The sequence below is a fragment of the Shewanella sp. ENK2 genome (assembly GCF_043568515.1).
Classification (GTDB): domain Bacteria; phylum Pseudomonadota; class Gammaproteobacteria; order Enterobacterales; family Shewanellaceae; genus Shewanella; species Shewanella japonica.
Genome location: NZ_CP171406.1, coordinates 4690154 through 4716411, shown reverse-complemented (window position 1 = coordinate 4716411; position 26258 = coordinate 4690154). Strand labels below are relative to the sequence as shown.

At 36.2% G+C, this 26258-nt stretch carries 28 protein-coding genes; 25 read left to right on the top strand and 3 right to left on the bottom strand.

Annotation, left to right across the window (positions count from 1 at the left end):
• Positions 1-48: 48 nt before the first annotated feature.
• The 4 genes from ACGEDC_RS20620 (at position 49) to ACGEDC_RS20605 (ending at position 2502) form a co-directional block, all read left to right on the top strand.
• Positions 49-498 carry a YaiI/YqxD family protein gene (locus tag ACGEDC_RS20620; RefSeq protein ID WP_055023326.1) on the top strand — a complete coding sequence of 150 codons (450 nt, stop codon included), beginning with the start codon at positions 49-51 and terminating at the stop codon, positions 496-498.
• Between the two features lie 90 nt (positions 499-588).
• Positions 589-1179: a YceI family protein gene (locus tag ACGEDC_RS20615; RefSeq protein WP_080915940.1), complete on the top strand. Its 591-nt coding sequence runs from the start codon at positions 589-591 to the stop codon at positions 1177-1179.
• A 53-nt stretch (positions 1180-1232) separates the two neighbouring features.
• Positions 1233-1583, top strand: coding sequence for a DUF3802 family protein (locus ACGEDC_RS20610; RefSeq protein WP_055023324.1), 351 nt, complete (start codon positions 1233-1235; stop codon positions 1581-1583).
• A 40-nt stretch (positions 1584-1623) separates the two neighbouring features.
• On the top strand, positions 1624-2502 hold the full coding sequence (locus ACGEDC_RS20605; protein WP_055023323.1) for a RimK/LysX family protein: 879 nt from the start codon (positions 1624-1626) through the stop codon (positions 2500-2502).
• A gap of 77 nt (positions 2503-2579) precedes the next feature.
• Here the strand turns inward: ACGEDC_RS20605 and ACGEDC_RS20600 are convergent, their stop codons facing one another.
• The 3 genes from ACGEDC_RS20600 to ACGEDC_RS20590 form a co-directional block, all read right to left on the bottom strand.
• Complete coding sequence (locus ACGEDC_RS20600; protein ID WP_055023322.1) at positions 2580-3023, bottom strand: hypothetical protein; 444 nt, start codon at positions 3021-3023, stop codon at positions 2580-2582.
• Positions 3024-3044: 21 nt separating this feature from the next.
• Entirely contained in the window at positions 3045-5009 is a 1965-nt protein-coding gene (locus ACGEDC_RS20595; protein WP_394498439.1) for an EAL domain-containing protein, read from the bottom strand.
• Between the two features lie 106 nt (positions 5010-5115).
• Positions 5116-5715: a transglutaminase-like cysteine peptidase gene (locus ACGEDC_RS20590; RefSeq protein WP_394495488.1), complete on the bottom strand. Its 600-nt coding sequence runs from the start codon at positions 5713-5715 to the stop codon at positions 5116-5118.
• A 1209-nt stretch (positions 5716-6924) separates the two neighbouring features.
• On the opposite strand from ACGEDC_RS20590, the gene ACGEDC_RS20585 reads away from it, so the two are divergent.
• The 21 genes from ACGEDC_RS20585 (at position 6925) to galU (ending at position 26169) form a co-directional block, all read left to right on the top strand.
• Entirely contained in the window at positions 6925-7620 is a 696-nt protein-coding gene (locus ACGEDC_RS20585) for an acyltransferase family protein (RefSeq protein ID WP_394495486.1), read from the top strand.
• A gap of 327 nt (positions 7621-7947) precedes the next feature.
• Positions 7948-8913 carry a glycosyltransferase family 2 protein gene (locus ACGEDC_RS20580; protein ID WP_394495484.1) on the top strand — a complete coding sequence of 322 codons (966 nt, stop codon included), beginning with the start codon at positions 7948-7950 and terminating at the stop codon, positions 8911-8913.
• Positions 8910-9824, top strand: coding sequence for a polysaccharide pyruvyl transferase family protein (locus tag ACGEDC_RS20575; RefSeq protein ID WP_080915934.1), 915 nt, complete (start codon positions 8910-8912; stop codon positions 9822-9824). The genes ACGEDC_RS20580 and ACGEDC_RS20575 overlap by 4 nt, the downstream gene beginning before the upstream one ends.
• A gap of 17 nt (positions 9825-9841) precedes the next feature.
• The gene (locus ACGEDC_RS20570) at positions 9842-11257 is read left to right on the top strand and encodes an oligosaccharide flippase family protein (protein WP_394495482.1); all 1416 of its coding nucleotides are present in this window, start codon (positions 9842-9844) and stop codon (positions 11255-11257) included.
• A complete protein-coding gene (locus ACGEDC_RS20565; protein WP_394495480.1) occupies positions 11244-11648 on the top strand; it encodes a hypothetical protein in 405 nt (134 codons plus the stop codon). Before ACGEDC_RS20570 ends, ACGEDC_RS20565 begins: the two co-directional genes overlap by 14 nt.
• On the top strand, positions 11573-12388 hold the full coding sequence (locus ACGEDC_RS20560) for a glycosyltransferase (protein ID WP_394498437.1): 816 nt from the start codon (positions 11573-11575) through the stop codon (positions 12386-12388). The genes ACGEDC_RS20565 and ACGEDC_RS20560 overlap by 76 nt, the downstream gene beginning before the upstream one ends.
• Positions 12385-13278 (top strand): glycosyltransferase family 2 protein, encoded by an 894-nt coding sequence (locus tag ACGEDC_RS20555; protein WP_394495478.1) that lies wholly within the window; start codon positions 12385-12387, stop codon positions 13276-13278. Before ACGEDC_RS20560 ends, ACGEDC_RS20555 begins: the two co-directional genes overlap by 4 nt.
• 231 nt (positions 13279-13509) lie before the next feature.
• Positions 13510-14388: a glycosyltransferase gene (locus ACGEDC_RS20550; protein WP_394495476.1), complete on the top strand. Its 879-nt coding sequence runs from the start codon at positions 13510-13512 to the stop codon at positions 14386-14388.
• The gene (locus tag ACGEDC_RS20545) at positions 14385-15116 is read left to right on the top strand and encodes a WecB/TagA/CpsF family glycosyltransferase (protein WP_055023312.1); all 732 of its coding nucleotides are present in this window, start codon (positions 14385-14387) and stop codon (positions 15114-15116) included. Before ACGEDC_RS20550 ends, ACGEDC_RS20545 begins: the two co-directional genes overlap by 4 nt.
• Before the next feature lie 37 nt (positions 15117-15153).
• On the top strand, positions 15154-15840 hold the full coding sequence (locus tag ACGEDC_RS20540) for a heparin lyase I family protein (protein WP_394495473.1): 687 nt from the start codon (positions 15154-15156) through the stop codon (positions 15838-15840).
• A gap of 100 nt (positions 15841-15940) precedes the next feature.
• Entirely contained in the window at positions 15941-17074 is a 1134-nt protein-coding gene (locus tag ACGEDC_RS20535; protein WP_394495471.1) for an O-antigen ligase family protein, read from the top strand.
• Between the two features lie 10 nt (positions 17075-17084).
• Positions 17085-18485 carry an undecaprenyl-phosphate glucose phosphotransferase gene (locus tag ACGEDC_RS20530; RefSeq protein ID WP_080915927.1) on the top strand — a complete coding sequence of 467 codons (1401 nt, stop codon included), beginning with the start codon at positions 17085-17087 and terminating at the stop codon, positions 18483-18485.
• A gap of 41 nt (positions 18486-18526) precedes the next feature.
• The gene (locus tag ACGEDC_RS20525; protein ID WP_394495468.1) at positions 18527-19183 is read left to right on the top strand and encodes an outer membrane beta-barrel protein; all 657 of its coding nucleotides are present in this window, start codon (positions 18527-18529) and stop codon (positions 19181-19183) included.
• On the top strand, positions 19180-19725 hold the full coding sequence (locus tag ACGEDC_RS20520; RefSeq protein ID WP_394495466.1) for an outer membrane beta-barrel protein: 546 nt from the start codon (positions 19180-19182) through the stop codon (positions 19723-19725). The genes ACGEDC_RS20525 and ACGEDC_RS20520 overlap by 4 nt, the downstream gene beginning before the upstream one ends.
• Positions 19726-19736: 11 nt before the next feature.
• Positions 19737-20258 carry a polysaccharide biosynthesis/export family protein gene (locus ACGEDC_RS20515; RefSeq protein ID WP_055023307.1) on the top strand — a complete coding sequence of 174 codons (522 nt, stop codon included), beginning with the start codon at positions 19737-19739 and terminating at the stop codon, positions 20256-20258.
• Complete coding sequence (locus tag ACGEDC_RS20510; protein ID WP_394495463.1) at positions 20258-21838, top strand: GumC family protein; 1581 nt, start codon at positions 20258-20260, stop codon at positions 21836-21838. The genes ACGEDC_RS20515 and ACGEDC_RS20510 overlap by 1 nt, the downstream gene beginning before the upstream one ends.
• A complete protein-coding gene (locus ACGEDC_RS20505; protein ID WP_394495461.1) occupies positions 21838-22473 on the top strand; it encodes a CpsD/CapB family tyrosine-protein kinase in 636 nt (211 codons plus the stop codon). Before ACGEDC_RS20510 ends, ACGEDC_RS20505 begins: the two co-directional genes overlap by 1 nt.
• Positions 22470-23201, top strand: a complete 732-nt coding sequence (locus ACGEDC_RS20500; protein WP_394495459.1) for a tyrosine-protein phosphatase — start codon at positions 22470-22472, stop codon at positions 23199-23201. Before ACGEDC_RS20505 ends, ACGEDC_RS20500 begins: the two co-directional genes overlap by 4 nt.
• 89 nt (positions 23202-23290) lie before the next feature.
• The gene (locus ACGEDC_RS20495) at positions 23291-23920 is read left to right on the top strand and encodes a hypothetical protein (protein WP_394495457.1); all 630 of its coding nucleotides are present in this window, start codon (positions 23291-23293) and stop codon (positions 23918-23920) included.
• A gap of 382 nt (positions 23921-24302) precedes the next feature.
• Positions 24303-25019, top strand: a complete 717-nt coding sequence (locus ACGEDC_RS20490; RefSeq protein ID WP_394495455.1) for an O-antigen ligase family protein — start codon at positions 24303-24305, stop codon at positions 25017-25019.
• 262 nt (positions 25020-25281) lie between these two features.
• The gene (galU, locus tag ACGEDC_RS20485; RefSeq protein WP_055023303.1) at positions 25282-26169 is read left to right on the top strand and encodes a UTP--glucose-1-phosphate uridylyltransferase GalU; all 888 of its coding nucleotides are present in this window, start codon (positions 25282-25284) and stop codon (positions 26167-26169) included.
• Positions 26170-26258 lie beyond the last annotated feature (89 nt).

Below are 26258 nucleotides of genomic sequence, written 5' to 3'. Positions count from 1 at the left end.
TTAGGGAAGCCAGATTAATGAGCCAGACTTTACTTTAAAGAAGAAAAAATGAGCCATAAAATATGGGTTGATGCAGATGCATGCCCAAACCCAGTAAAAGACATGTTATTTAGAGCGGCAGACCGTAAAACGATTCCTCTCGTACTTGTTGCTAATCAGTTAATTCGAGTACCTGCTTCACCTAATATTTCTGTTGTTAGAGTGAGCTCTGGATTTGATGAAGCAGACAACTACATTGTTGAGCAGCTTAACGCGGGTGATTTGGTGATCACTGGTGATATTCCTTTGGCTGCTGATGCGATAGACAAAGGCGCAGTCGTGTTTAATCCAAGAGGTGATATATACACTGTTGACAATATAAAACAAAGATTAACTATGCGAGATTTTATGGAAGAGCTTCGCAGCAGTGGTGTCCATACAACGGGGCCAAATAGCTTTTCTCAGGCAGATAAACATGCATTTGCACAGGCGTTAGATAAATGGCTGAGCCGTTTATAAGTTCAGAAAATAATAGCTTGGCTGATTCCAGTCGAGTTAATAAATTTTAATCTATAATTTAACTGTTTTTATTCACAAAAGGGATTAATGATGAAAAAATGGCTAACAGCGTTACCAGTGGCATTAGTGTCAACAGCGCTATTATCTGCATCGGCGTTCGCCGCAGACTGGCAGGTCAAGCAAGGGCATTCAAAGGTCAGTTTTATTTCTGTTAAAAAAGGCGACATTGCAGAAGTACATGACTTTAAACAGGTCAGTGGCAGCTTAACCCCTGAAGGAGCATTCAATTTAACGATTGAATTAGTCAGTGTAGATACAGGGATTGAAATACGTGATGAAAGAATGCAAACCATGTTATTCGAAGTGGCTAAATACCCACAAGTGAAATTAAATTCAGTGATTAACCCGAAATTGCTGGCAGATTTGAGTGTCGGCTCAACGTTAATGACACAAATTGATGGCACTATTGATTTGCATGGTAAAACCCGCCAAATGTCGTTTGATGTATTGGTGGCAAAGCTTTCTGATACCAAAATGGTAGTAAGCAGTTTAGCGCCAGTAATTGTACAGGCGAATGATTTCGATTTAGTAGAAGGGGTTAACAAATTACGTGAAATAGCTGGATTAAGCAGTATAAGCTTAGCTGTTCCCGTATCGTTTGTACTCACTCTGTCTCAATAATTATACAATGTGGCTTATAGTTAACAGCTTAAGCCACGTTAATAGGGCATTTAATGGTCACTGATAAAGACGGCTATATTCACTTAATTCAATATTTAACAGAACACCTTGGTTTATTTGAAGCTTCAGAAGATACCAGCATCAATAATCAAACGGTGATGGAATTATTTGAAGATCAACTCTCTGCACAAATCATCATGGTTTGTGGCCAAAACCCTAATTTATCTTTCGCGCAACGTAATAAAGTGATTCGAGAAATCGACGCTATTGTTTATGATCTTGAAGAAATTTTAGCAAGTGTAGCTAGCCATAATGCCACGCCAGAGCAATCAGTTTTTATTACAGAGTTTTCTGGTTTAATCAAAAACCTTTTTGATAAAGAAATCGAACAAATTTTACGATAAACCCGCACCTTGTTTTTAAAAGTCATAATTAGGAATCCAAATGCTTAAATCTGTCATTGCCGCACTATTAATAGGTGGAGTTTCTTTTTCAAGTTTTGCTGTAGACAAACAAGTCTTAGGACAAACTGAGATGATGTCAGTTAGTGCTGATGGCATCGTGTTTGAGGCAAGAATGGATACCGGTGCAGTGAACTCATCATTACATGCATTAGATATTTCTGTTGCTGGTGGCAGCGCAACAAAAATGAAAGATAATGTGGGTAAAGACGTTACTTTCACTACGTTTAATGAAAAAGGCGAGAAGCAAGTTGTTACTGCTGAAATTGTTGGTACATCTACGGTAAGTAACTCTCAAGGTACAGAAACACGTTATGCAGTAAAGTTACCGATTAAGTTTGGTGATAACACTCGTAAAGTTAAGGTTAATTTACGAGATAGAACAACCATGGATTACAAACTACTTATTGGTCGTAATTGGCTTAAAGGAAAGTATGTGGTTGATGTTTCAGAAAAGAAATTTATCGGTCCAACAGCGGGCATTAGCATTGTTGAGTCTGGTTTGATGTTTGATACTCGTATTGATACTGGTGCGGTCGAGAATTCACTTCATGCAACAAACTTAAGAATTAAAGATGAAGATAAAGAAAACATGGAAAACAATGTCGGTAAAGATGTGACATTTACAACCATGAATGAGAAAAATGAAACAGTAGACGTTACTGCAAGAATTCATAGCACGTCACTTATTCGTAATGCTCAGGGTAGTGAAATTAGATATATGGTGACGTTAACCATTGGTGAACCAGGTCAAGAATTCAAAGTTGATGTTAACTTAAGGGACCGAAGCAAAATGACCTACAAATTACTTATTGGTCGCAATTGGCTTCAGGGGCATTACATTGTCGATGTGGACATGTAGTTAATTCAGTTTTGATAGTTATATATTAAAATGGTACAAAAAAACCTGCATAATGCAGGTTTTTTTGTGGAAGGCGATTAGTTACCCGAAATTGTTCCGCCACCACCGCCAGAACCGCCACCTAATCCTAGTGCACCTGGTGTTGGGGCTGCGCCCAGTGCAAATGCACCTGCTGCAGTTTGAGTTTCTTCGATAACCTCAGAAACGATAGAAGGGTCAATGCCATTGGCTAGCGCGATAGCTAGAATTTCATCTGGATCCATTCCACTTTCAAGGGCTGCAGCTAGGACACTTTTAACGATTGCCATATCGCTATCAGCAGCAATTAAAGCAAAACCAAGTATGTCGGCACTATCAGCAGGATTATTTTGCATTTGAGCCAGAGCGTACTGTGCAGGGGAATTCCCTTCAGCAGAGGCAGTGACCAAACCAGCAGTGAATTCTTCTTGGTTCACTTCTGCATATGCTCCAGATATACATAGTGAAGATATAGCTAATGCTAATAATTTTTGCTTTAACATTATCGTTCCTCGATAAATAGATTAATTAAAGTCTGCTAAGTCTAGCATGGTTGCAGTATTGATTGTTAGTCCATCAATATGATTAAAATTCTTTACAGCGAATAAACCGTTGCCCTGAAGGCCATCAATATTCATGTGTAAACAGTGCTGTGATACTTGTTCTGTTTCGATTTGTGGTGCAATAACATCGATTCCAATGCCGTGACAAATCTGTGTCACCGTTTGAATGAAAAATTGCGTATCTGCCTGCTCTATGTCTCGGATATAGCTGCCATCTAATTTGACAAAATCGATGTCCATATTCTTTATATATTGGAAAGAGGTCAAACTAGAGCCAAATCTTTCGATCGTAATCCCAATACCTGCGCTTTTGGCCTGAGAGATAAATTGCTTCGTGGAATTTAGCGATACCATAGCTGCTGTTTCATTAAATTCAAATAAAATTGGCGGTAAGCGGTGTTGCAATTGGCGATATAAAGTAAATAACCATTGATGAAAGTTAGCATCATGGAGGGCTGTATTACTGATGTTGATGGCAACAGTAGTTTGCTTAATTTGTTGTAGTTTAAGAAAAATAAAGCTTACTACAGCACGCTCTAAGTTATCGAGTAATCCAAGGCGTTCTGCCATGGCGAAAACATCAACAGTGGGAAGCTCTTTACCGTTATGCTTAAAGCGAACAAAAGACTCAACATATAAAATATTATTATCTTTATCGACTACAGGTTGCATAGTGAGATCAAATAATTTTTCCAATGGGATGCATTTAATACTGAAATCAGCACTACTCGCATTTGCTATTTCATTTTGATAATAGTCAGTGAACTCAGAAATAATATTGACCCATTCGGAGCGCGAACGTGCTTCGTTGGGAGTCGCAATATTGGACGTCATCGGAGAAGCTAAATAATTGTCGTGTGTGAGTAATGTATCTAAACGCTTTGTAACGTCGGTAAAAGAATCGGTTAACGACACTTTAGTAATAACTTGGTTAGCAAAACCCTCTTCGAAACGAGAGGAATTGGCAATGTTGAAGGCATCTAGCATATTTTGGCTAAATTCATTTGCTATCTCTTCAGTGACATAAGCCAGAATTGCAAATTCAGAACCTGAAATTCGGTATACATCGATACCTTCTATATTATGACTTAGAGATAAAAGCAGCTCCGATCCTTCACTAATATAGCTATCACCGCTGCCATAGCCCTCATTACTATTAATTGATTGGAGTGAGGGCATTGATACTAAACTGACAAAAAAACGATCCCCTTGTATCTGGGCTTCAGCTTGTAACGAATCAAATCTTTTTAGCAGTGCTCGACGGTTAGGGAGATGAGTTAACGAATCAACATATACTTCTTGTGATAGCTGTTCTGCAAGTGCTGTTTGTTCAGAAAAGGAACGCTGAATATTGGCAACCATGGTATTCATAGCATTGACAACAGTACGTAACTCAGTTGTAAAAGGCTTCGAAGGGTTAAAATTAAATTGTTTTTGAGTCACTTCTTTTGCTTGCTTTTCAATAGAAAGCAGCGGGATAAGCACCGATTTTAAGATGAAGTATGAAAAGATTAGGGCAATGAATAACTGTAAAAGTGTCGATTTTAATGCGCTGATACTATGATCATAAAGTGCTGTGTAGGATGTCCCTGCATTAGATTGTACTTTTAATATCCCAGCCAATCGCCAACCGTCACTCACTTCACTTTGCATGATAGGAGGTTGTAATGTGAACCAGTTCATAAACCATTGTGGTACTCGGTGAGCTAACGTTGGGTTAGTTCGCTCAAATAGAATATTGTCATCAAAATCAGTGAATCGGATAAATTGATAGTAACCTGAATCGAAAATGGCATTAGTCATTATCTCTGCTGTCACTAAGCCTTCTTCATCCATGTATGGTGAAATAGATAACCCTAGATTATACGCAGCCCCTTGTGCGTGAGAGGCCAGCTGATCATTCAGATAATCTTGCATGTTTGACACATTATTATATAAAGACGCGCTCAAGGTAAAAATGCATAAACTTGAAACCAAGATATAAAGTTGTGCTCTGAGTGAAAGTCCATTTGAAAAATTCAAGTTATACCTCTTAATCGCCTTGTTCTATTCGTTTGAGTAACTCGGTCCAATTTTTATTACCGGTACTAGTCGGTTTAGCATTACCAAGACCTTGAGCCTTTGCTAGCCATAGCCCTTGGCCATTAAATGAATATATCGGCTTCAGATCAGTTCTTTTATTGGCTGGTAAAATTTTAGTTTTAAGGTTATCTAATACTAATGGCATGTCTCTCAAGTTTTCGAAATAGACTAAAACCATATGGGGCTCGTTTATCGTTAATGCTCTAACGTACATTAAACGCAGTTTGGACTCATCAACCCCCATTGCCTTTAAAGTAAAAAATTTAAAAATGGCATAATCTTCACAGTCCCCACCTCGGGTACCTAAAGACTCGATAGGTGTTGCCCAGTAATCATTTTTACCCCAGTGATCAATATCTAATCGATACCTTATCTTTCTATTAGCAAATTGATTTACCAGATTGAGACGGCTAAAGTCATCTAAATTCTCACCATCTTCAATCAATTGTTGCCAGTCTTTAAAATCTTGAACACTGTTAATGCCATAACGGGTTTCAATGTCTTGATAAAAATTGTCGGTAAAAAGTAATCGGCAACCGTAGCCATGCAAGTCAAACTAATAAGACTTACAACACTAAGCGCTTTGATTTTCAACTGAATAAAATGCCTAAGTTGATTTATATTGCGACTAATTAGCAAATTTACGATTGTCCACTTTTATCATTGATGGCTTAACTGAGTGAATGTCTAAACAATCATAACGTAACGGCATTAGAATAAAAACCATACTTATAGTAATTGAATCAATATATTACACAGCCATGCCAAGTGTGTCTGGTTGTTTTATTGAGCTAGTTCTCGTTATTTTAAACTTTAGTATTGGTTACAAATATTTCTGTTTTATTGCTATCTCATCAATATAACCCATCAGAATTCATAGAATTAACAACAAGGTGTTTACCTTGTTGTTAAGTCAGTCTGCTACATTAGACCCGCGTTATCTGTCACTTTTTCCTCTGGTCGAGGTGAATTTATCATCTAAATGTTAAATTAAACCACTCTTTAGTAGCCGCTTTTATGTAATTAAATAACGTAAAAGAAATTTTTGAACACATAAAATTAACTGATGTTGCGCTTTGTTGTGCCTTGTATTTGGCGAAAAATTGACGGAATTATGTGCAAAAGTCATCGGGCATGATACCAACTTTTGGGATTTAATAAGCAATAATAATAATTTTTTTGTTCAACCCCATAATTTCGCGAGTTGGCATAAGTATTGATTGCATAACCGTTTACAGGGTTTTGAGTAATAGAAAGTTTTTTGAACTATTTATCTTGTTGAAAAAGTTAGTGTTTTATTTTTGTGGGACAGGGTGCAGAAAATATTGGTGCTTTGGCGCCTCATTGTAGTGCAATTTAATCTAGTCGTAATAAACAAAAAATATAATCGTTTGTAGCTAAACAGGATTAATTGGCAAAAAAATAAAAATAACCTTTCACCTGTGTCAAAAACTTGACTATAATGAGCGCTTTTTTGAAGCCAAGAAAGTAAATTATAGCTAAGTCGTTAAAATATAACGGTATGCGACAAAGTGTTACATCAAGATCTTTTTTTGTGTTTCTTTGTTGCTGTTTTGTTGTGATTTGGCGTTGGTTTTCAGAGTTTATCGCCATGCTAAGTAACGACTAACTAAGTAGAATTTTCGATATCAGAAGATTGTTCTTAAGTAGCATAACCAAAATTTGGAACTCCTAGCGCACTGGAAGCTATAAATTCAGGGGCGGTAGCGTGGCCAAATAACCTTGCAAGGTGTGTAAAATGACAGCGGCCATTACAATCAATTCTAGATTTCAAAGTAACATTGGCTGTCTAAGAGGGTTAGCATGTTTTTTGTTGGTCTTGTATCACGTCATTGGATCAACACCAGAGTATGGTTTAAAAATTGAAAACGGTTTCTTAAGAGAACTGAATGATATTTTTATCTATGTAAGAATGCCACTTTTTGGTTTGTTGGCTGGTTTTGTTTATGGATTAAGGCCTGTTTCGGCAAATTATCATAACTTTGTAATTAAAAAGGCAAGAAGGCTTTTACTGCCCATGTTGTCGGTCGGTACGTTATTTGCGATCACTCAATGGTTAATTCCTGGTAATAATAGTGAAGAAAACCTGTTCCTTATCCATATTTTACCTGTAGGGCATTACTGGTTCATTGAGTCGTTATTTCTCATTTTTTTGTTTGTAGTGTTAATTGAAAAGCTATTCTTTTCTATCAGTAATAATGTCAAACCCTACTGGCTTATATTATTAGTCATCATGACTTCTATATACATTTTAGGTGTAAACATAAAATACTTTTCGATAGAGGGGGCTTTCTATTTATTGCCATTTTTTTTAATAGGTTGTTTATTCTCTCGTTTTCGTATTGATTTTAGTCTGTTAATCAAAATTACGCTGACTTGTTTTTGTTCGCTGATAGCTTCTCATCTTTTTTTAGTGAGTTTGCAGAAATGCTAGAAAGAGCGAATAGAGTGTTTATAAGCCTGCTTGTTTGTATTCTATTGTATGTGTTTAATTTTAAATCAAAAACATTTAGTGCCATAGGTCGCTTTTCATATAGCATTTTCCTGTTTCATGTTTTTTTTACAGCTGCTACGAGAATCGTTAGCCATAAACTTGGTATAGAAAATACATCACTCATCATTTTTACAAGCTTATTTAGCGGTATTCTTGGACCAATAATTATTGAGTTTGTTTTTAATAAAAATAAGTATTCTGACTTTATTTTCTTCGGGAATAAATTAAGTTCAAATTAGTTTTTACTTGGATAAGCTGGACCCTTAAATGACAATTGATAAAAAAGTTGATGTGATTATTCTTTCCTGGGATCGTGCAGAAGATACTAAGAAAGCCATTATTAGTGCAGTAGAACAACAAAATATAGATTTAAATGTTTATGTAGTCGATCAAGGTTCCAAGATTGAATGTGTTCAAGATATTGAGACGCTTGTAAATGAATATCCAAATGTTCATTTACAAAAGAATATAACGAATACAGGGGTACCAGAAGGGCGTAATCAAGCTTCGGAATTAGGTAACGGGGATTATATTGTATCACTTGATAATGATGCTGAATTTCTAACGCCTTTTGAATTAGAAAAAGTAGTAAAAGCGTATGATACTAGGCCAAAAACTGCTGTTATTGCCTTTAATATAAAAAGGTTTGGTACAGAAAGTAATGATGAGTCAAGTTGGTCTTATGGTTTATCAAGCGTTGATTGGTCCAATAGGGATTTCTTTACTACGCGTTTTGTTGGTGCTGGTCACGCAATCAGAAGATCTGCTTTTGAACAAGTTAATGGCTATGATAATTCATTATTTTTCCTCCATGAAGAAGTTGACTTATCGAGACGGTTCATCAATTTAGGTTATGAAATAGAGTATTTACATAATATTGGCGTTGGTCACAAGGTCTCTGCTGAGCACAGGGTTGCATGGAATGCGGGTCGTTGGACTTATCATGCTAGAAATAAAACATATTTATCTTTAAAGCTGAAATCTCCAATGCTGAGCGTCGTGTTTCATTCATTTCTATTGCAAATAGATGGCTTAAAAAAAGGGATGCCTATCGATACATTAAAGGCAACGTATGCTGGTTTTAAAATGTATCAAAAAAATAAGTTTTATTTTAACCTTGCTGAATGTGCATTTAACCCTGATTCAGAAGAGTATTACAGGAAGTATACCCCTGGTGCAGATGGCAGTGTACCAACAAGGATTTTAAGACGGATTAAGGGAATTATAAAGTGATTGAAGTGAGTTGCAGCGTTAGTAAGCTGCTAGAGCAAAAAGAAGAGTTACTGACGGTTTTTAAGCCACTTCTTGAAAATAAAAAAGTCTTGTTTCTTGATGTTCCTGTAAATTTAAATGTTGGTGATAGCCTACTATATCTAGGAACACTGGAACTGTTCAAACTATTAAATGTGACAGTCATTGATTCTATTTCAGCTTATGAACCGGCGAGATTAGATAAACTACAAATTGAGGAAGATGTTGTTTGCGTATTGCAAGGTGGAGGTAATTTCGGAGATATTTACTCCTTACATCAAAATTTTAGACATTTAGCTCTGTCTAAATTCCCTAACAATCAATTTGTTTTGATGCCGCAGTCTATACATTATAGTAACTTAAATACGTTTAAAGATGATTGTGACTTATACAGAGCATGTAGAAACTTCAGCATTTTTGTCAGAGATGAACACTCTTTTGAGCAGTTTGTGTCTGAAAATGTCAGTCAAGTAACACTTTGTCCTGATATCGCGACTGTTCTTTTTGGAACGTTTAACCCATCAGAAGCCGCTATAGATTCTAAGCTATATTTTCTAAGAAAAGATGTTGAAGCGGCACCCAATACAGAAACTGCAATATCTGTTGACTGGATAGACATTATTCCAAAGCATCTCAATAGGCTATTTGAAATAAGCAAGTTTATCATTAAGAAAAACAATAGACTTAATATTCGCGGTTTAACTGGATTTCTTGTAAATAATTTGCATACAAAATTGGTACATAAAGCCTATAGCTATTTTATTGGGTTTAAAACAATCAAAACGGATAGATTACATGGGTTGATTTTAAGCCAGTTGCTACAAATGAATTGTGAAGCTTTAGATAATAAATATAAAAAATTAGAGCGATATATTAAGCGTTGGTACGCTTAATATAGTTGGAGATTAAGTTGTCTAAAAGTTTCTATTCTATCATTTGGATAATATCGGAAAAACTCGGCGCGTCATTTATTTCAATGACCTCGTTTTTTATTTACGCATATTTTCTAACGCCAACTGAAATTGGTATCGCAACTATGGTCTTAGCCGCATCTATGGGCTTGGGGCAGGTTGTTGGTACTTTATTTCAAGATCCAATGGTGTGTGTTAAGAAACTCGAAGAGCAAGCAATTAATACCGTTTTTATCGGAGGACTAACGTTATCCTTATTGACTGCTTTGCTTCTCGTTCTTGTTAGCTTTTGGGTGACAGAGAGTGTTGATTATCAGCAATTAGCCCTTACTTCATCTGTGCTTATTCCAATATTGTTTCTTAATGCTATTTATACAGCGCTGTTACGCAGAAGACATGCATTTAAGTCATTATCTCAGCGCTTATTGATTGGTAAATTACTGGGAGCGTCTTTAGGTATAATAGGGGTGACGTTAGGGTTTGGCGCCATGTCCATGGTAATCCAAGCTATTTTAATTGAGTTTTTCGGGCTTATCTTTTTAATTAATGCTCAAAAGATTACTTTGTCAGGTCGGATGGACTTCAAAGAGCTTATTAACATTACCCATTTAGGTGTCTCTGTAGCACTGCGTAAATTAAGCTGGGAAGGGTATATCAAAGGGTTACCATTACTAATTGGTGCAACCCTCGGAGCAGGAGCCGTTGGTGTATTTGCTTTTGCATGGCGAATTGTGGACATGCCAAGGACTGCATTAATGAGTGGTGCAATTTCTTATGCACTACCAACTTTTTCTGCACATAAAACATCGACTTGTCTACTTGCTGATTTTATAAAGTTTTCAAAAGTGTCGATGTTAATTTTTGCCCCATTATTTGTCGGCTTAGCGTTGGTTGCTGAACCTTTAATTTTAACGATATTTGGCGAAAAATGGATTGATGCAGTTCCTATCATCATAGGATTAGCTATTTGTACTGTTGTGTCATTAACGACGATGTATATTCCAACAGTCTTGACTGCGCTGTTAACACCAAAAACAACGCTAAAAGTTGATATTTTATCAAGCGTTATTTCGCTATTACTGTGCTACTTATTAATTCCATATTTAGGTTTATATGCTGTTGTAATGTCAATTTTGTTTAGGTCTTTGTTTAATTTACCATTTACGACTTATCAGATGAGTGTTCGATTAAATATACCTGTTTTAAAACAGTTCACTATACATACTAAAACGTTTATTTCATTGTTTTTTATGTCATTACTGGTGTTAGTGGCACAAGATAACTTTGTGCTAAATAATTTCTACATGTTAATGGCATCAATTGCTATAGGTGTATTGATTTATAGTTCGTTCATTATGTTGCTTGAAAAGAGCTTCTTAACCACGTTTTTAAGGCGTTCTAATGAAAGCAAATAAGTTAACAGTGGCTATTAATACTAATAAGTACCTGCCTTACTCTGAAACATTTATAAAAAATCACATCGAGGGCCTACAGCAATTTAACGCTGTTGTATTGGTCAGTGAAAAATTATCAGATGGATTATCGGTAAGGTGTGACAATGAGCTAGTTTTAAATACTAATTTATTCGGGAAAATAAAAGATATTATTTATAAGCTTGGTATCAAGCTTCCATCTATTAGTCGCTTTTTTAAAGATAATAATGTCAGACTTGTTCATAGTCATTTCGGGCACAATGGCTATGCTTCAATTGGTATAACAAAAAAAATAGTATTCCGCATATTACAACTTTTCATGGGGTGGATATTTCTCTTGATCACGTTGATTCAAAAAAACATGGAAAACTGATAAATAAATTTCATAAGGATATGGGCAAACTTGCTGATAATGGTGATGTATTTATTGCAGTATCAAATTTTATAAAACAAAAATTGATAAAAAAGGGATTTCCAGAACATAAAATCATCACCAATTATATTGGAGTAGATACAACATACTTTTCAAATAATAATGCTGATAAAGAGAAAAAGATATTATGTGTCGCACGAAATGTGGAGTGTAAAGGACTGAAATTTTTAATTGATGCTATGGCAATCATATTAAAGTATCACCCTGATTGGGAATTAGTCATTATCGGCGATGGTATTTTACATGATTCATTAAAAAAACAAGCAAATGCCATTTCTCCTCAAATTAAATTGAAAGGGCGTCTTTCAAGCTATGAGGTGAAGCAAGAATTAAGTACAGCAAGTCTTTATTGTCAGCCTAGTATCCAACTCGAAAATGGTCAAGAGGAAGCATTGGCTCTCACCATTGTAGAAGCGCAATCTATGGGGGTCCCTGCAGTTGTTTTTGACTCTGGCGGAATGCCCGAAGCCATTATCAATAATCAATCAGGATATGTGGTCGAACCCAAAAATACGCAATTACTTGCCGAAAAACTGATTTATTTAATTGATAACCCATCAATTAGAGAGGCATTTAGTACTGCAGCGATTGAGCAAGTTAAGACAAGACATTGCTTTAATAAACAAATAGTAAAGTTAGAAAAAATTTATAACGAAGTCATTGGAGTACAAAAAACATGATGTTGTCAGTTGTCATTCCTTCTTATTGTGCAGAAAAGAACCTAGATCCTTGCTTGCAATCAATAGATAGTCAAAAGGATGAAAATGTAGAAGTCATCGTGGTTGATTGCTCTCCACACGATGAAGTTAAAAGTATTTGTGAAAAATATCAGTTTGTTACCTTTATCAAGTCAGAGGTTCGGTTTAACCCTGGTGAAGGCCGCAATATCGGTGCTAAAGCAAGTAAAGGCAGTCATTTAATATTTATTGATGCTGATGTTGTTTTGGAGCAAAATGCCATTGCTAACATACGCCGAAATATTACTAACGGATTCAATAATTTTGGCGGTGCTTTAGAGTTAAATCGTGATATCAATAATGACTTTTCAGCTAACGTAGAGCACTTTTATTTCAATCATGAATCTCAATCTACACGAAAAGTTAAAAAGCGCAGTAATTTAAGCTCAGCATTTATGATCTTCGATAAGTCAGTGTTTCTTAATTACGGTGGATTTAAAGATATACCTAGAATGCAAGACACTGAGTTAACAGAACGTTTAGTTTCTAATGGTGAAACGTTATATCTAGCCCCTGATGTTATTGGTTATCAAATTCAAGACTCTCCATTAAAAAAAGTACTTAAAAAGATTTCAATAACGGGTAATAACCTATATTTCATTCGTTACGGTAATCACTCAGAAAAAGTGTTATGGAAAATTTTGATGGCGATGATCTTGCCATTATTGATGTTAGCTAAAGTGACTCGTATTAACGTTCGTCAATTAAAGTATGCCTTTAGTGTTCCGAACTTACTTATTTACAGCCCATTTATGTATGTTTGCGGTTTTTATTGGATGCTCGGATTCTATCGCGGCTTGATTGTGAATGATGGAATAGCTTCAGGGCGATAAAATGCACATATTTTTCTTTTCAACTTCTGAAGATTTCTCAAGTTATCATAGAAAACGCGAAGTCGAGGCAATTTCAGAAAAGTTGGATGGTGGTTGTACGTTCTTTAATCGACCAAGGTTTTTTTAGGCTCTCGTAACAATAAAAACGCGCTCGCTAAAAGCTCATCTAAGGTAACTGAACAAGAGTTATATACATTATTGCCTCTGTCTATCGCTTTTAAGCATAGTCTTTTGCTGTTTTTATTTGTTAAGTTGCCAATCTTATGTCAGCTAACGCTATATCGAATGAAGAATGATATTTCACAATCCTCATTATTTCACTGGATATATAAACCAGATCAATTTTTGTACCTTCCAACCGACAATTTAGTGTATTTACAATACGATAACTATAAAGATGATAAAGGATATTTTTACGGCCGGAATGAGCGATTTGATGAGACTGTCGAACAATGTATAAATACCAGCTTAGTAAGCTTATTTACCAGTAATAGGTTACTTCAACAGGAAAATGTTAAACGCAGTCATTCTTTCTACTATCCAAATGCAATATCTCGAAGCTTAATTAACCAGAATGTACCTAATAATATAGTGGTTAAAGATAGCGTCACTATTGGATTTATTGGTCAAATTGATAACAGTTTTAGCAGTGAAATACTTGAATCAATTGCCACACAGTACCCTCAATATCAGATAGTGCTTGTTGGTCCGGTATCGAATGCTAAGGCGCAAGAGGTTATTGATAGCCATTCAAATATTATCGAGAAAGGTTATGTGCCTTATGAAGAATTAAGCGAGTTAATCTCTACTTTTGATATTGGCATTTGTCCATATTCATTCGACACATTTAACACATATCGCAACCCGTTAAAGGTATATGAGTTTTTCTCGTATGGTCTACCTGTCGTTTGTACCAATTGCGATGTAGATGAGAATACAAAGGGTTACCTGTCTGTTACTTCTTCGGTAGATGAATTTATTCAAAAAATTTCATATGAATTAACGACAAACACAGTAGCGAAAAAACACTTTCGCATCAATTTTGCGAAAAATAATTGCTGGGATAACCGCGCTGATTTCGTCATTCAAAAACTAAAGGCTTTTACGTGAGTTCAACTTTTAAAACTTTAGCTGAGAAATTAACTATTTATTCTCAACCAGAACAAGCTATTCAATCCATTCAAAATGCATTAGAAGCCAAAAAAACGGTGACTGTTGCGTTTGCTAATGCTCACGGTTTCAACTTAGCAAAACAAAATAAAGATTTTTATCAGCACCTTTTGAATAGTGATTTTGTCTTTCGAGATGGAATAGGGGTCAAATTGTTATTTAAAAATTTAAACATGGATTTTGGTTTTAATTTAAATGGCACTGATTTCATTCCTCAATTATTAAGCCATTTGGCTAACAAATCATCGCAAAGCTCCACACCGCTGAAACTTGCAATCTTTGGTACTAGCGATGAAATCCTTCAATCAGCTAAACCCGCTTTTGAAAAACTAGGCCTAGAAGTTGTTGCTGTAAAGAATGGTTTTGCAAGCGCCGAAGATTACGTTTCACTGTCGAAATCTGTGCAAGCTGATATTTATTTGCTTGCGATGGGAATGCCAAAACAAGAAATGGTGGCAATGCAGTTAACCACAGAGTTAGATAAAGGATTAATTATATGTGGTGGGGCAATAGTTGATTTTCTTGGTGGTAAAGTGAAACGCGCCCCTTCATTTATCAGAAATATGGGGCTTGAGTGGCTTTACAGACTTCTAATAGAGCCAAAGCGGATGTTCAAGCGCTATGTAATTGGTAATGTTAAATTTTTATACTCAACTTTACATGCGTAATATATACCTAGCCCTATTTTTCGCTTGCTGCCTGTTAATGACTTTAACGAGCGCTGCACAATCGCAAACATCGCAGAATTTTAACGAATGGGGACGCGAATGCAGTTCAAGCGAGCATCAAATAAACACCGATAATTTTTACTCGTCTTTAGGTTACCGAGAAAGAAGTAAGAAACGTTGTGAAATAACTAATCAGGCAGATTTAGTGCTAGATAAACCTTTTAGTCTTTCATTCAGTTTCTCAACGAGCAGCGTAAATAAAACAGATAGTCAGTGGCACAGTATTTTCCAAATACATTCATTTCCAGATAAAAAAATGGGTGAGGACTGGCGTTGCCCTGTCATGGCATTAGAAGTGTTAAACGGTCAATTACGTATGTTTAATCGTTGGGATAAAAGTCTGCTATCAATTACTGACTCTGGTCATTGTTCAAACTCTGGAAATACTATTTCTTCTCGGTTATTTTTTGCTGATTACGACATTGAACCTGACAAAATCTATAAGTTCGAATTAGAAGGAATATTATCAATATCCGATTCAGCATGGCTAACAGTTAACATTAATGGTGAGCAAATTGCTTCTTTGAAGGGGCCGAATACGTTTAATGACAACAAGGGCCCATTTATTAAATTAGGTATCTATAAACCTACTTCATGGCGCTTAGGTGATCGATTTAACTATTCATATTCGGATTACACATTTGAGGCAATATCTTGGGATTAACTAGGGATAGATTAGAATACATTTTGCTTAGTACGATGCTTTTCCTAGTTTTTTTAGAACTTCAGGAATCGGCATTGGTTATCCAAATGTTGAGTCTCAATTGGGATCAGCAAGTTATCTACCTCAAAAACTTGCTCAGGCGTTAATTTTGGGGCTAATCATTGTATATGTTTATATTTACCCTAAATGTTTGCAGGCTCTGCGTTTTAACTCAGTTTCATTAATGCTGCTTGGTCTAGCTATAGTCTTATCTATTGTGCTGTCGCATTACAAAGGGCTTTCGGTAAGATATTTATTGTCTTTTGTTGTGGTGATTTTGCCGTTATGTTTTTACCGTGCACGATTTGGTATAAATGCAATGGTACATAATTTCTCCGTTTTTGTTTTTTTGGTATTAATCTGCAGCTTTATTTATGCTTTGCTTCTTCCACAATATGGCATTATGGCTGCAAATCATGCTGGGGCGTTAAGAGGGCTTTTTTTACATAAAAATGTATTTGGCTTCTTTTGCGTATTAACCTCACTATTTTGTTTGTATTATATAATTTCAAAAAATGCGAGTAATAATAAATTATATGCATTTATTTATTTTTTAAGCTTTATCGGTGTTGCAAAGTCACAATCTACAACGTCTTTAGTTTTATTTGGTTTAGGATTGATTTGTTTTGTCTTTTTTACATTTATTCTAAGTTTGTCCAACCCTAAAGTCAGAGTCATTCTTTACTATTTATTTCTCGTCATTGTGTTTGTTAGTACGTTCACTTTTTCAGTGTACTTTGAGCAAATTACCTATGCTTTAGGTAAAGACCCTACGTTAACTGGCAGAACGGAGTTGTGGGAAATACTGTTTTATGTCGGTATGGATAAACCTTTATTTGGTCATGGCCTAGGCCTATTTTCAAGACCAGAGATTATGCATCAGTTTTCACTGGACTTTGGTTGGGAAGCAAAGTCTGCACATAATTCGTTTTTAGATGTTTTTCTAGGGATAGGATTTGTCGGTTTATTTGCCTTTCTATCGCTTGTTTTAACTAACATATTCAAGTTTCCATTTAGTCATTATGCATCAGCAAATAGAGTGCTTTCCGCTTCAGGAATTGTCACTATTTTGTGTTTTGGATTTTCTGAAAGTGGTGCATTTATGGGAGTTGGCTTTATTTGGCTTACTTTCATTATATTTTTATTTTTAAGTTCGAATACCTCATTTAGTCGTAATCAACTAAATCAACATTAAGGTTTTTATAATGTTAGCTAATAACTCTTTCTCATTAGAAACTGATGGATATAGTTTTCTATATCGTTTGGTAGATATATTTATAATTATTACAACATTTGTTATAGCAGCATTATCATATGGTATTGAATTTTCGCAGGACTATTTTACTTTAATCATAAGTACACTATTAATTTACGCTTACTTGTCAGAGTCAATGCAATTATATCGCTCTTGGCGAGTAGGTAAGTTCTCGAAAATGATTTTATTATTAAGCTGTATTGTGTCGCTTACTTTTATGTGCTTATCGGCAATTCTTTTTATTTTTAAACTTGGTGATTCATTTTCTAGGGTTGTTATTGTTGGTTGGTTTTTCTCTGCATTTATTTTATTAATCAGTTGGCGAGTCGTTACGAAAGTTATTAAAAGTAACAGACGTAAAAGTGGTCGGAACAATCAAGATATTGCCATCATTGGCTTAACAAAAAGTGGGCATCAACTTTACGATGAAATCGAGCAGCACTTTGAATTAGGTTTTCGTTTTGCAGGTTTTTACGATGACAGACAGCCGGATAGAATGACTGGTCTGCCAATTAATTTGTTAGAAGGAAATATCGATAAAGCGATTGATCTAGCCAAAGCTGGTCGGATTCAAAAATTGTATATTTGCTTACCTATGGTGGCTGAAAAAAGAATTGCCGAAATCATTAAAAAAACCGGTGACACCACAGTGGACGTTTTCATTATCCCTGACTTCATGCTTAAAAACTTGATGCAAGCAAGGATTGGCAGTGTGGGCTCAATCGATACTATTAGTGTATTTGAGTCGCCGCTAAATGGAATGAAACATTTTTATAAACGTACGTTTGACATTATTTTCAGTGCCGTTGCTATTATTGCGCTTTCTCCATTATTAATCGCGATTAGCATCGCTATTATGCTGAATTCGAAAGGGGCTGTGATATTTAAACAAGACAGATACGGCTTAGATGGTCGCAAGATTAAAGTATGGAAGTTTCGTTCCATGACTGTGGTGGAAAACGCATCAGTGGTCACGCAAGCAACAAAAGGCGATGCTCGTATCACCAGTGTTGGCAGGTTTTTAAGAAGAACATCTTTGGATGAATTACCTCAGTTTTTTAATGTGTTATTTGGTGATATGTCAGTTGTTGGCCCTCGTCCTCATGCTGTAGCCCACAATGAAGAATATAGAAGCCTTGTTTCGTATTATATGCTCCGCCATAAAGTCGTGCCAGGTATTACAGGATGGGCTCAAATCAATGGTTGGCGTGGTGAAACAGATACCCTAGATAAGATGGAAAAAAGAGTTGAGTTCGATTTAGCGTACATACGAAATTGGTCCTTAATGTGGGACTTCAAAATTGTATTTATGACTATTTTTAAAGGTTTTGTTGGAAAAAACGCTTACTAACAGTTTATTTAATTAATGATTAATTATTAAGGTCAAAGGAAATGAATCCTAAGTTTAAAGTAAAAGCATTAGCATTGGTTGTTACAAGTTTTATGAGTCATTCTGCTTTTTCTGCGAATGAAAATGCGAGTGTTATTAGAACGGAATCTGGCGTTGATATCACACCAGGTTTAAATACGGCTCTGAAATACGATGATAACATTGCTAGTTCAAATGATAATAAACAAGACAGTTGGATACTAACTGTTACCCCTGCTGTTAAAGCCGAATTACTTGATGGTAATAATGCTTATTCAGTAGAAGCGGGTCTAGAGTATGCTGAATATTTTGATAGTTCAGATGATAATTATCTTGATTTCTTATTAAAAGCTAATGGCGATGTTGAGATAAATCAATCTAATAAATTTAACCTTAATGCTATGTATATTAATGGTCATGACGATCGAGGTACGGGGATTTTTGCTGGTGCTGGTGGTGTACAAGATGAGCCTAATACATATGAACTGTATTCGGTAGGGGGTTACTACGAATATGGTGCTCGTGGGACGCCAGCACGTGTTCAACTTAACGCTAAGTATTTTGAGAAACAATATACCAACTTTAAGTCAGTGACACAGTACCGTAATTATAATGATGTCATTTTAGGGGCGACATTTTTTATGATACTCAATCATCAAGTAGCTTTTTCCTTGAATTGAAGAACATCGACACGAGTTATGATGAACTTGACCCTACTGGGGATCGCGATAGTCAAACTCAAAATGCCAAACTTGGTATGAGCTGGGAAGCTACATCAACGACAGAAGGTCACGTTAAGGTTGGTTATCAAAATAAATCGTTTGATAATAGTGACAGAGAAGATTTTAGTGGTATTGCATGGGATGCGAAATTAACGTGGAAACCATTAACATACAGCCAATTTGATTTCACAACAGGCCGTGATAGTAAAGATCCTAATAGCTTTGGTGACTACGTTAAAGAAACCAACTATGGGGTAAAATGGAAACATGAATGGTCTGACTTTTTAGCAAGTACAGTAGCGTATACATTCACAAATGAAGAATACACAGGGGTTGCTCGAGAAGATGACACTAGCTCAGTAAGAGTTGCATTAGAGTACGCAGTTACTCGTTGGTTATTGATAAAACCAGGAGTCGACTTTAATCAAAATTCTTCAACTGAAGATAGATTCGATTATGATCGCAATGTTTATTTCATCCGTGCTGAAATGACAATGTAAAGGAGAGGTCGTTGAAAACTATAATTTGTTCACTTGTTATTTTTTTATTTGCCATAACTGGAAATGTTTATGCCAATGAAAGTTATCGTTTAGGATCTGGCGATACCATTATTATTCAAGTTTACGGTGAAGAAGCATTAACGTTAGAAACACAAATAACAAATAGCGGTAAAATTAATTACCCTTTTTTAGGTTCTTTAAATGTCAAAGGGTTAACGATTAAAGAAGTTGAACACTTAGTTTACAACGGCCTTAAAGGCGACTATTTCGTTAAACCAAATGTATATGTTGGCATGATTGAGTATCGTCCATTTTATATTCATGGTGAAGTTAATAAACCTGGTGGTTATCCTTACAATCCTGGAATGACAATTAACCAAGCTATTGCGCTAGCTGGTGGATTAACGGAAAGAGCATCGAGAGATAAAATATTCATATCTCGAGAAAACAGTAAAATCGACTCTGAAAAAGGGTCAATTAACAGCAAAATAAATGCTGGCGATACTATTACAATTGAACAGAGATTCTTTTAATGATTCAAAACGATAATCAAGCAACTTCTTTTCTTCAGCAACCTATGGATCAGATTGTTGATTTTAAGAAAATGTTTAAGCCACTTTTTCGATATAAATGGCGAATACTGACGTTCTCAGTTTTGGTATCTGTATTAGTTTCGTTTTTTCTATTAAGTATGACACCGATTTTCAGTGCGACTTCAACGTTATTAATAGAATCAGAGCAAGCGAAAGCGATTAAAATTGACGAAGTGTATGGTATAAACTCTGGTCAACAAGAGTATTATTTAACCCAATTTGAAATAATAAAATCTCGCACTATCGCAGAAAGAGTTTTTAATGATTTAGATTTAATTAATCATCCCACTTTTAATCAACCGCCTAGTTTACTTTCTCAGCTAAAATCGAACTTAAAGTTTGTCCCCAAAGAACAAGCTGGGGAGTTTAATGTCGATGAAAATGCGGTAAAACAACGTTTGATAGAAGGCTTTTCAAAGAATATTTCAGTTTCACCTGTCAGAAATACGCAATTAGTTAAAATCAGTTACGAAAGCCCTGATGCTAATCTTGCTGCACTGGTTTCGAATGCCATTGGTGATACCTATATATTAAGTCAACTCGAAGCTAAATCTGGCATGACTCATAAAGCGAACGTCTGGTTAGGTGGTCGTTTAGAAGAGTTGAGGCTTAAGCTCGATGAATCTGAAAATCGCCTTGAAGAGTTTAAAATCAATAATGGACTTATTGACGTTGAAGGTGTTACAGCACTAGATGCTAAAGAACTCGAAAGCCTGCGAGACGAAATAACGCTAGCACGGTCACGAAAAGCCCAAGCTGATAGTTTCATGTCTGTGGTACAACGATATGGTGCAACTGATATCAGTAGGCTCGAAAGCTTGCCAGAAGTGACGTCACATCAATCAATTCAAAATGTGAAACGGGAAGTCGTTTTAGTCGAAAGAAAAGTGTCTGAATTAGAGCAAGTTTACGGCCCTAAACACCCTAAAATGATTGCCGCTTATGCAGAACTCGCTACCGTTGAGAAAAACCTACATCGACAAATTACACGCCTTGTTCAAGGTATTGAGGATGAAGCAAAAACTGCCGCGCAAAAGCTACAAGATCTACAAGCACAGTTCAATGATTCAAAAGGCTCTTATCAAAATTTGAGTAGTATTGACACTGACTATCGCCGTTTGGTCCGTGAAATTGATACAAATCAGCAATTGTTTGAAAGCTTTCTTGCTCGTCAAAAAGAAACCGAAGTGACAGGGGATTTTGACTCGCCGATTGCAAGGTTTACCGATAGAGCTGTTGTCCCGTTATTACCGGTTAAACCTAAAAAGAAAGTGCTGGTTTTATTAACCTTCTTTGCAAGTTTAGTTTTTGGTGGCGTTGTGGTGCTTTTACTTGAGGCCTTAAATGACACGGTAAAGAGTAATGAAGATGTAGAAAAGCTATTGGCTCAACGTGCATTAGGTTACATTCCGAAAGCAAATAAAAAAGCCTCTTTCGAAGATATTAATTTTGCATTCTATGACAAGAACCTCCCTTACATTCAGAAGCTGTACGTACAATTAGAACTTCTATCTCTTTGATGAGCATTGGTAGTGATTTAAATACCATTGAAGTCACTTCTTCTGTGCCCAACGAAGGCAAGACAAATGTCTCAATGAATTTAGCATTTGCTTATTCGACGATGGAGAAGGTTCTGCTTATAGATGCGGATTTACGTAAATCAAGTTTGGGTGTGCGATTTGGTTTACCAACATATCAACCGGGTTTGGCTAATTTACTGGCTAAAACGGACACAGTTGAAAATTGTATTATTAGCGATATTAAGCCAAATGTAGACATCATGCCAGCTGGTGCTATTCCGCTAAATCCACAAGAACTTTTATCTTCTGAAACGTTTGCTGCTCTATTAGCTGAGCTGAAAAAGTCTTATACAAAAATCATCATCGATACACCACCTGTGCATGCCGTCAGTGACGCATTGGTTATATCTTCGAAATGTGATGCGGTAGTTGTCGTTGTAAAATCTGCTAATACACGGATTGATGCTATAAAAATGACCTTAGCGAAAATCAATCAAGCACGTGGAAAAGTGGTGGGTGTTGTGCTTAATCAGTTTAATACTAAAGAAGCGAAGCATTACAACGGTGATTATGGTTATTATCAAGCATATGGCCAAGACTATGCCATTAAACAAGATAACGAAAAAGCATCATGATAGATCTGCATTGTCACATTTTGCCTGGTATTGATGATGGGGCTAAGTCACTAGATGAATCGATTGCTCTGCTGCAGCTTGCAGCAGAGCAAGGTATAACCCATGTTGTTGCTACGCCACATATCCATTTGGGAATTTTCGATAATACGTTGGCGTCCATCAATGCAGCATACGAATTGCTGGTGAATGACACTCGGTTTAGCCAGTTAAACCTTGCCCTTAATACAGCTGCAGAAGTGAGAATTTGCCCAGAAATAATCCCATTTATTGAAAACAGTCAAATTCCTTTTCTCGGAAAATACCAAGATAAAGACGTGTTATTGTTAGAGCTTCCAAGTAGTCATATACCGCCTGGTGCTGATAAATTAGTTCGCTGGTTAGTTACTCGCAATATTACTCCTATGATTGCTCATCCTGAAAGAAATAGGGAACTTCAAACTCACCCTGAACGAATTCAAATGTTTCAAAGGTTGGGGTGTTTATTTCAATTAACTGCATCTTCACTTCTTGGTGATATGGGAGATAAGCCGCTGCAATTAAGTCAGTTATTTTTGGAACAAAATCTTTATACTATTATTGCTTCTGACTCTCATTCGATAAACCGTCGTCCGCCAAAATTAAAACAGGCATATCAAGTCGCTGAAAAACTCGTAGGTCAACATCGCGCTGATGCATTGGTGCTTGATAATCCTAGAGCCATTTCTGAGTCATTATTTTTAAAATCATGATGAAATTTAATCTAACTATCAGAAATGGCATATATTGCATTTTAATTATATCAATGCTGGTTTCATTGCCGCTTTTAGGGCAAAAAATATTGGCGAGTGCATATCATTTTAAGTCATCGTTTTATGTTGATAAATGGCAAAATGAGCCCATTAATCAAGAACAATATTCCAATGCTTATCTTGCTGCTGAGTTTGCCGCTAACATTGAACCTGCCAACCCTCATTATTTGCTAACATTTGCCAAAGTGATGGAGTGGGGAGTGTTTGAAGGTTACTCCGTTGCCAATAATGAGTTGTTCAATCATTTATACATGCGTGCAATAGATAACCGTCCCACCTGGCCAAATGCTTATGCTGATTACGCCTACAACTTAGCTTTTATTCAGCATGATTTTCCAAAAGCTTGGCAATACAGTGAGCAAAGTTTTGAATACGGACCTTATATTACTGAAAATATTGAACAAGCCTTGGCGATTGGACTGGCTTATTGGCCAAATCTATCTGCAACGCAAAAGAGTCGTATTTTTGATTTATCACTTTTAGCGGTTAATTCAAATTGGCGTTTACGCAAAAAATTAGAATACTTATCAACAAAATATAACAGGCAGAACACTCTTTGTTCTTTTTTTCGTTATCAACAAAAACCTTTATCAGAAGAAAATATTGATTGGCTAAATCGTGCGCTTTGTTCTGAAAACCTAATTAAAGAAGTGCATTAATAATGGCGAAAACCACTTTCTTTTCGATGCTGATGACTTGGTGCCTTTGCGCTCTAGTGATCTGGGCACCCATTCCTCTAGGTAGTAATCGTATTTGGGCACTGTCCTTACTTGAAATATTTATTGTCATATTAGGGTTAACCCACTTACTGAACTGTGTTAAGCATGATCGATTATTTCTGACGTTTAAGTGGCAAAAAAACTGCTATTACCTGTTGGTTTTTTTGTTGCCTATCAATGCCTTCAAATTGTGGGATGGATACCTAGTATATCAACAGTTGACAGTTATCAATCAATTCAACAACTGATAAAAACGTGCTGTTTTGTCATTTATATTGTGCTGTTATCGGAGTATTTTCAAACCCCAAAAACACTCAAGTTATTGTTGATTGCTATTGTTATTTCTGGATGTTTTCAGGCAACTTATGGTACAGGTTTAAGCTTGGTAAACTTAGATGCTTCACCGGTATTTGGTTTTAATGATGGCTCACAAGCAAGAGGATCATTTGTATATCAAAATCATTTCGCTAATTATCTTGGTCTGTGCCTATGTATAGCATTTGGTTGGTTAGTGTCTGAGTTAAAAACATCAAGTGCTAAATTTGATGTTAGAGAGTTTGTTGTTTCTGTCTTATCCACTTTATTTAGCCGCAAGTTAATATTGCGCTTATCCATAGTCATCATGGTGATAGGCATAGTGCTAAGCCGCTCTAGAATGGGTAATGCAGGTTTTTTTACTGCCTTAGGTTTGACGTCATTAATCGCGATTTTTATTTATAAACGCCAGCCTAGGTTCTTTAAACCTTTAGTGATGAGTATCTTTATCCTTGATTTAATTATCATAGGTTCGATGTTTGGCGTCGATAAAGTTAAACAACGAATTCAAGATACAAGCTTTGCTTCTGAGACTCGAGACCAAGTTGTTATAGACAGTTTACCTATCATTAAAGAACACCTTTTAACAGGCACAGGTGGGGGAGCTTTTATACGGTTTTTCCGGCTTATCAGCCCCAGTTTTACAGTGGTTTTTATGACCATGCTCATAATGAATATATTCAGTTCTCAATTGAGTATGGTGTCATTATCACTGGTTTTTTAGGGCTTTGGGTATTGTATGCACTGTGGTTAGCGTGCCGAACTATGTATCTAAGAAACAATAAACTATATAAGGGTATCGCCTTTGGTTGTGCAATGGCCATCGTGTTTATGCTGATTCATATTTCGGTCGACTTTAACCTTCAGTCACCTGCAAATACATTGCTATTTCTCACCATTATTACGTTGTGTTGGCAAGTTCGTTATCTGCCATCAGACAAAAAATCTCATCGACAAAAATCTTAATCTTTAACAAGGACATTGATATGAAAGTTGTAATACCAGTCGCAGGGCTTGGAACACGTATGTTGCCCGCTACCAAAGCGATCCCAAAAGAAATGCTACCTATTGTCGATAAACCATTGATTCAATACATTGTTGATGAATGTGTTAGCGCTGGTGTCACTGAAATTGTTTTAGTGACTCATGCGAGTAAAAACGCTATCGAGAACCACTTTGATAAATCTTACGAGCTTGAATCTACGTTAGAGAAGCGTGTTAAGCGCCAATTATTACACGAAGTTCAGTCTATCTGCCCTAAAAACGTGACGATTATGCATGTTCGTCAAGGTGAGGCAAAGGGACTAGGACATGCGATTTTATGTGCGAAACCGTGTATTGGCGAAAACCCATTTGCCGTTGTGCTTCCTGATGTGATTCTTGATGGTTACAGTGCTGATCAACGTACTGAAAACTTGTCTACGATGATCAGTCGCTATAACGAAACAACGGCTAGTCAGATTATGGTAGCGCCAGTTGATGAGAAAGAAGTTAACAAATACGGTATTGCTGATTGTAATGGCGAAGCAATTTTACCGGGCCAGTCATCTCCGATCGTTAAAATGGTTGAAAAACCGAAAGTAGAAGAAGCGCCATCTAACTTAGCTGTTGTAGGTCGTTACGTACTTTCTGAAAAAATTTGGGATTTACTGGCTAAAACACCACCAGGTGCAGGCGATGAAATTCAATTAACAGATGCTATTGATATGTTGATTGAGTCAGACACGGTTGAAGCCTTTAATATGTCGGGTAAATCTCATGATTGTGGTGATAAGTTGGGCTATATGAAGGCGTTTGTTGAGTACGGTTTAAGAGATCCAAAACTTGGCGCAGACTTCTTAAAAGAAATTAAAAAGACGCTGTCAGAATTTTAACCTAAAACTTTAGCGCTTAAACGTCGTGTAATATTTTAGTTGTTAGGCGTACATCAAGCTAAAAAAGCCGCTCTATGAGCGGTTTTTTT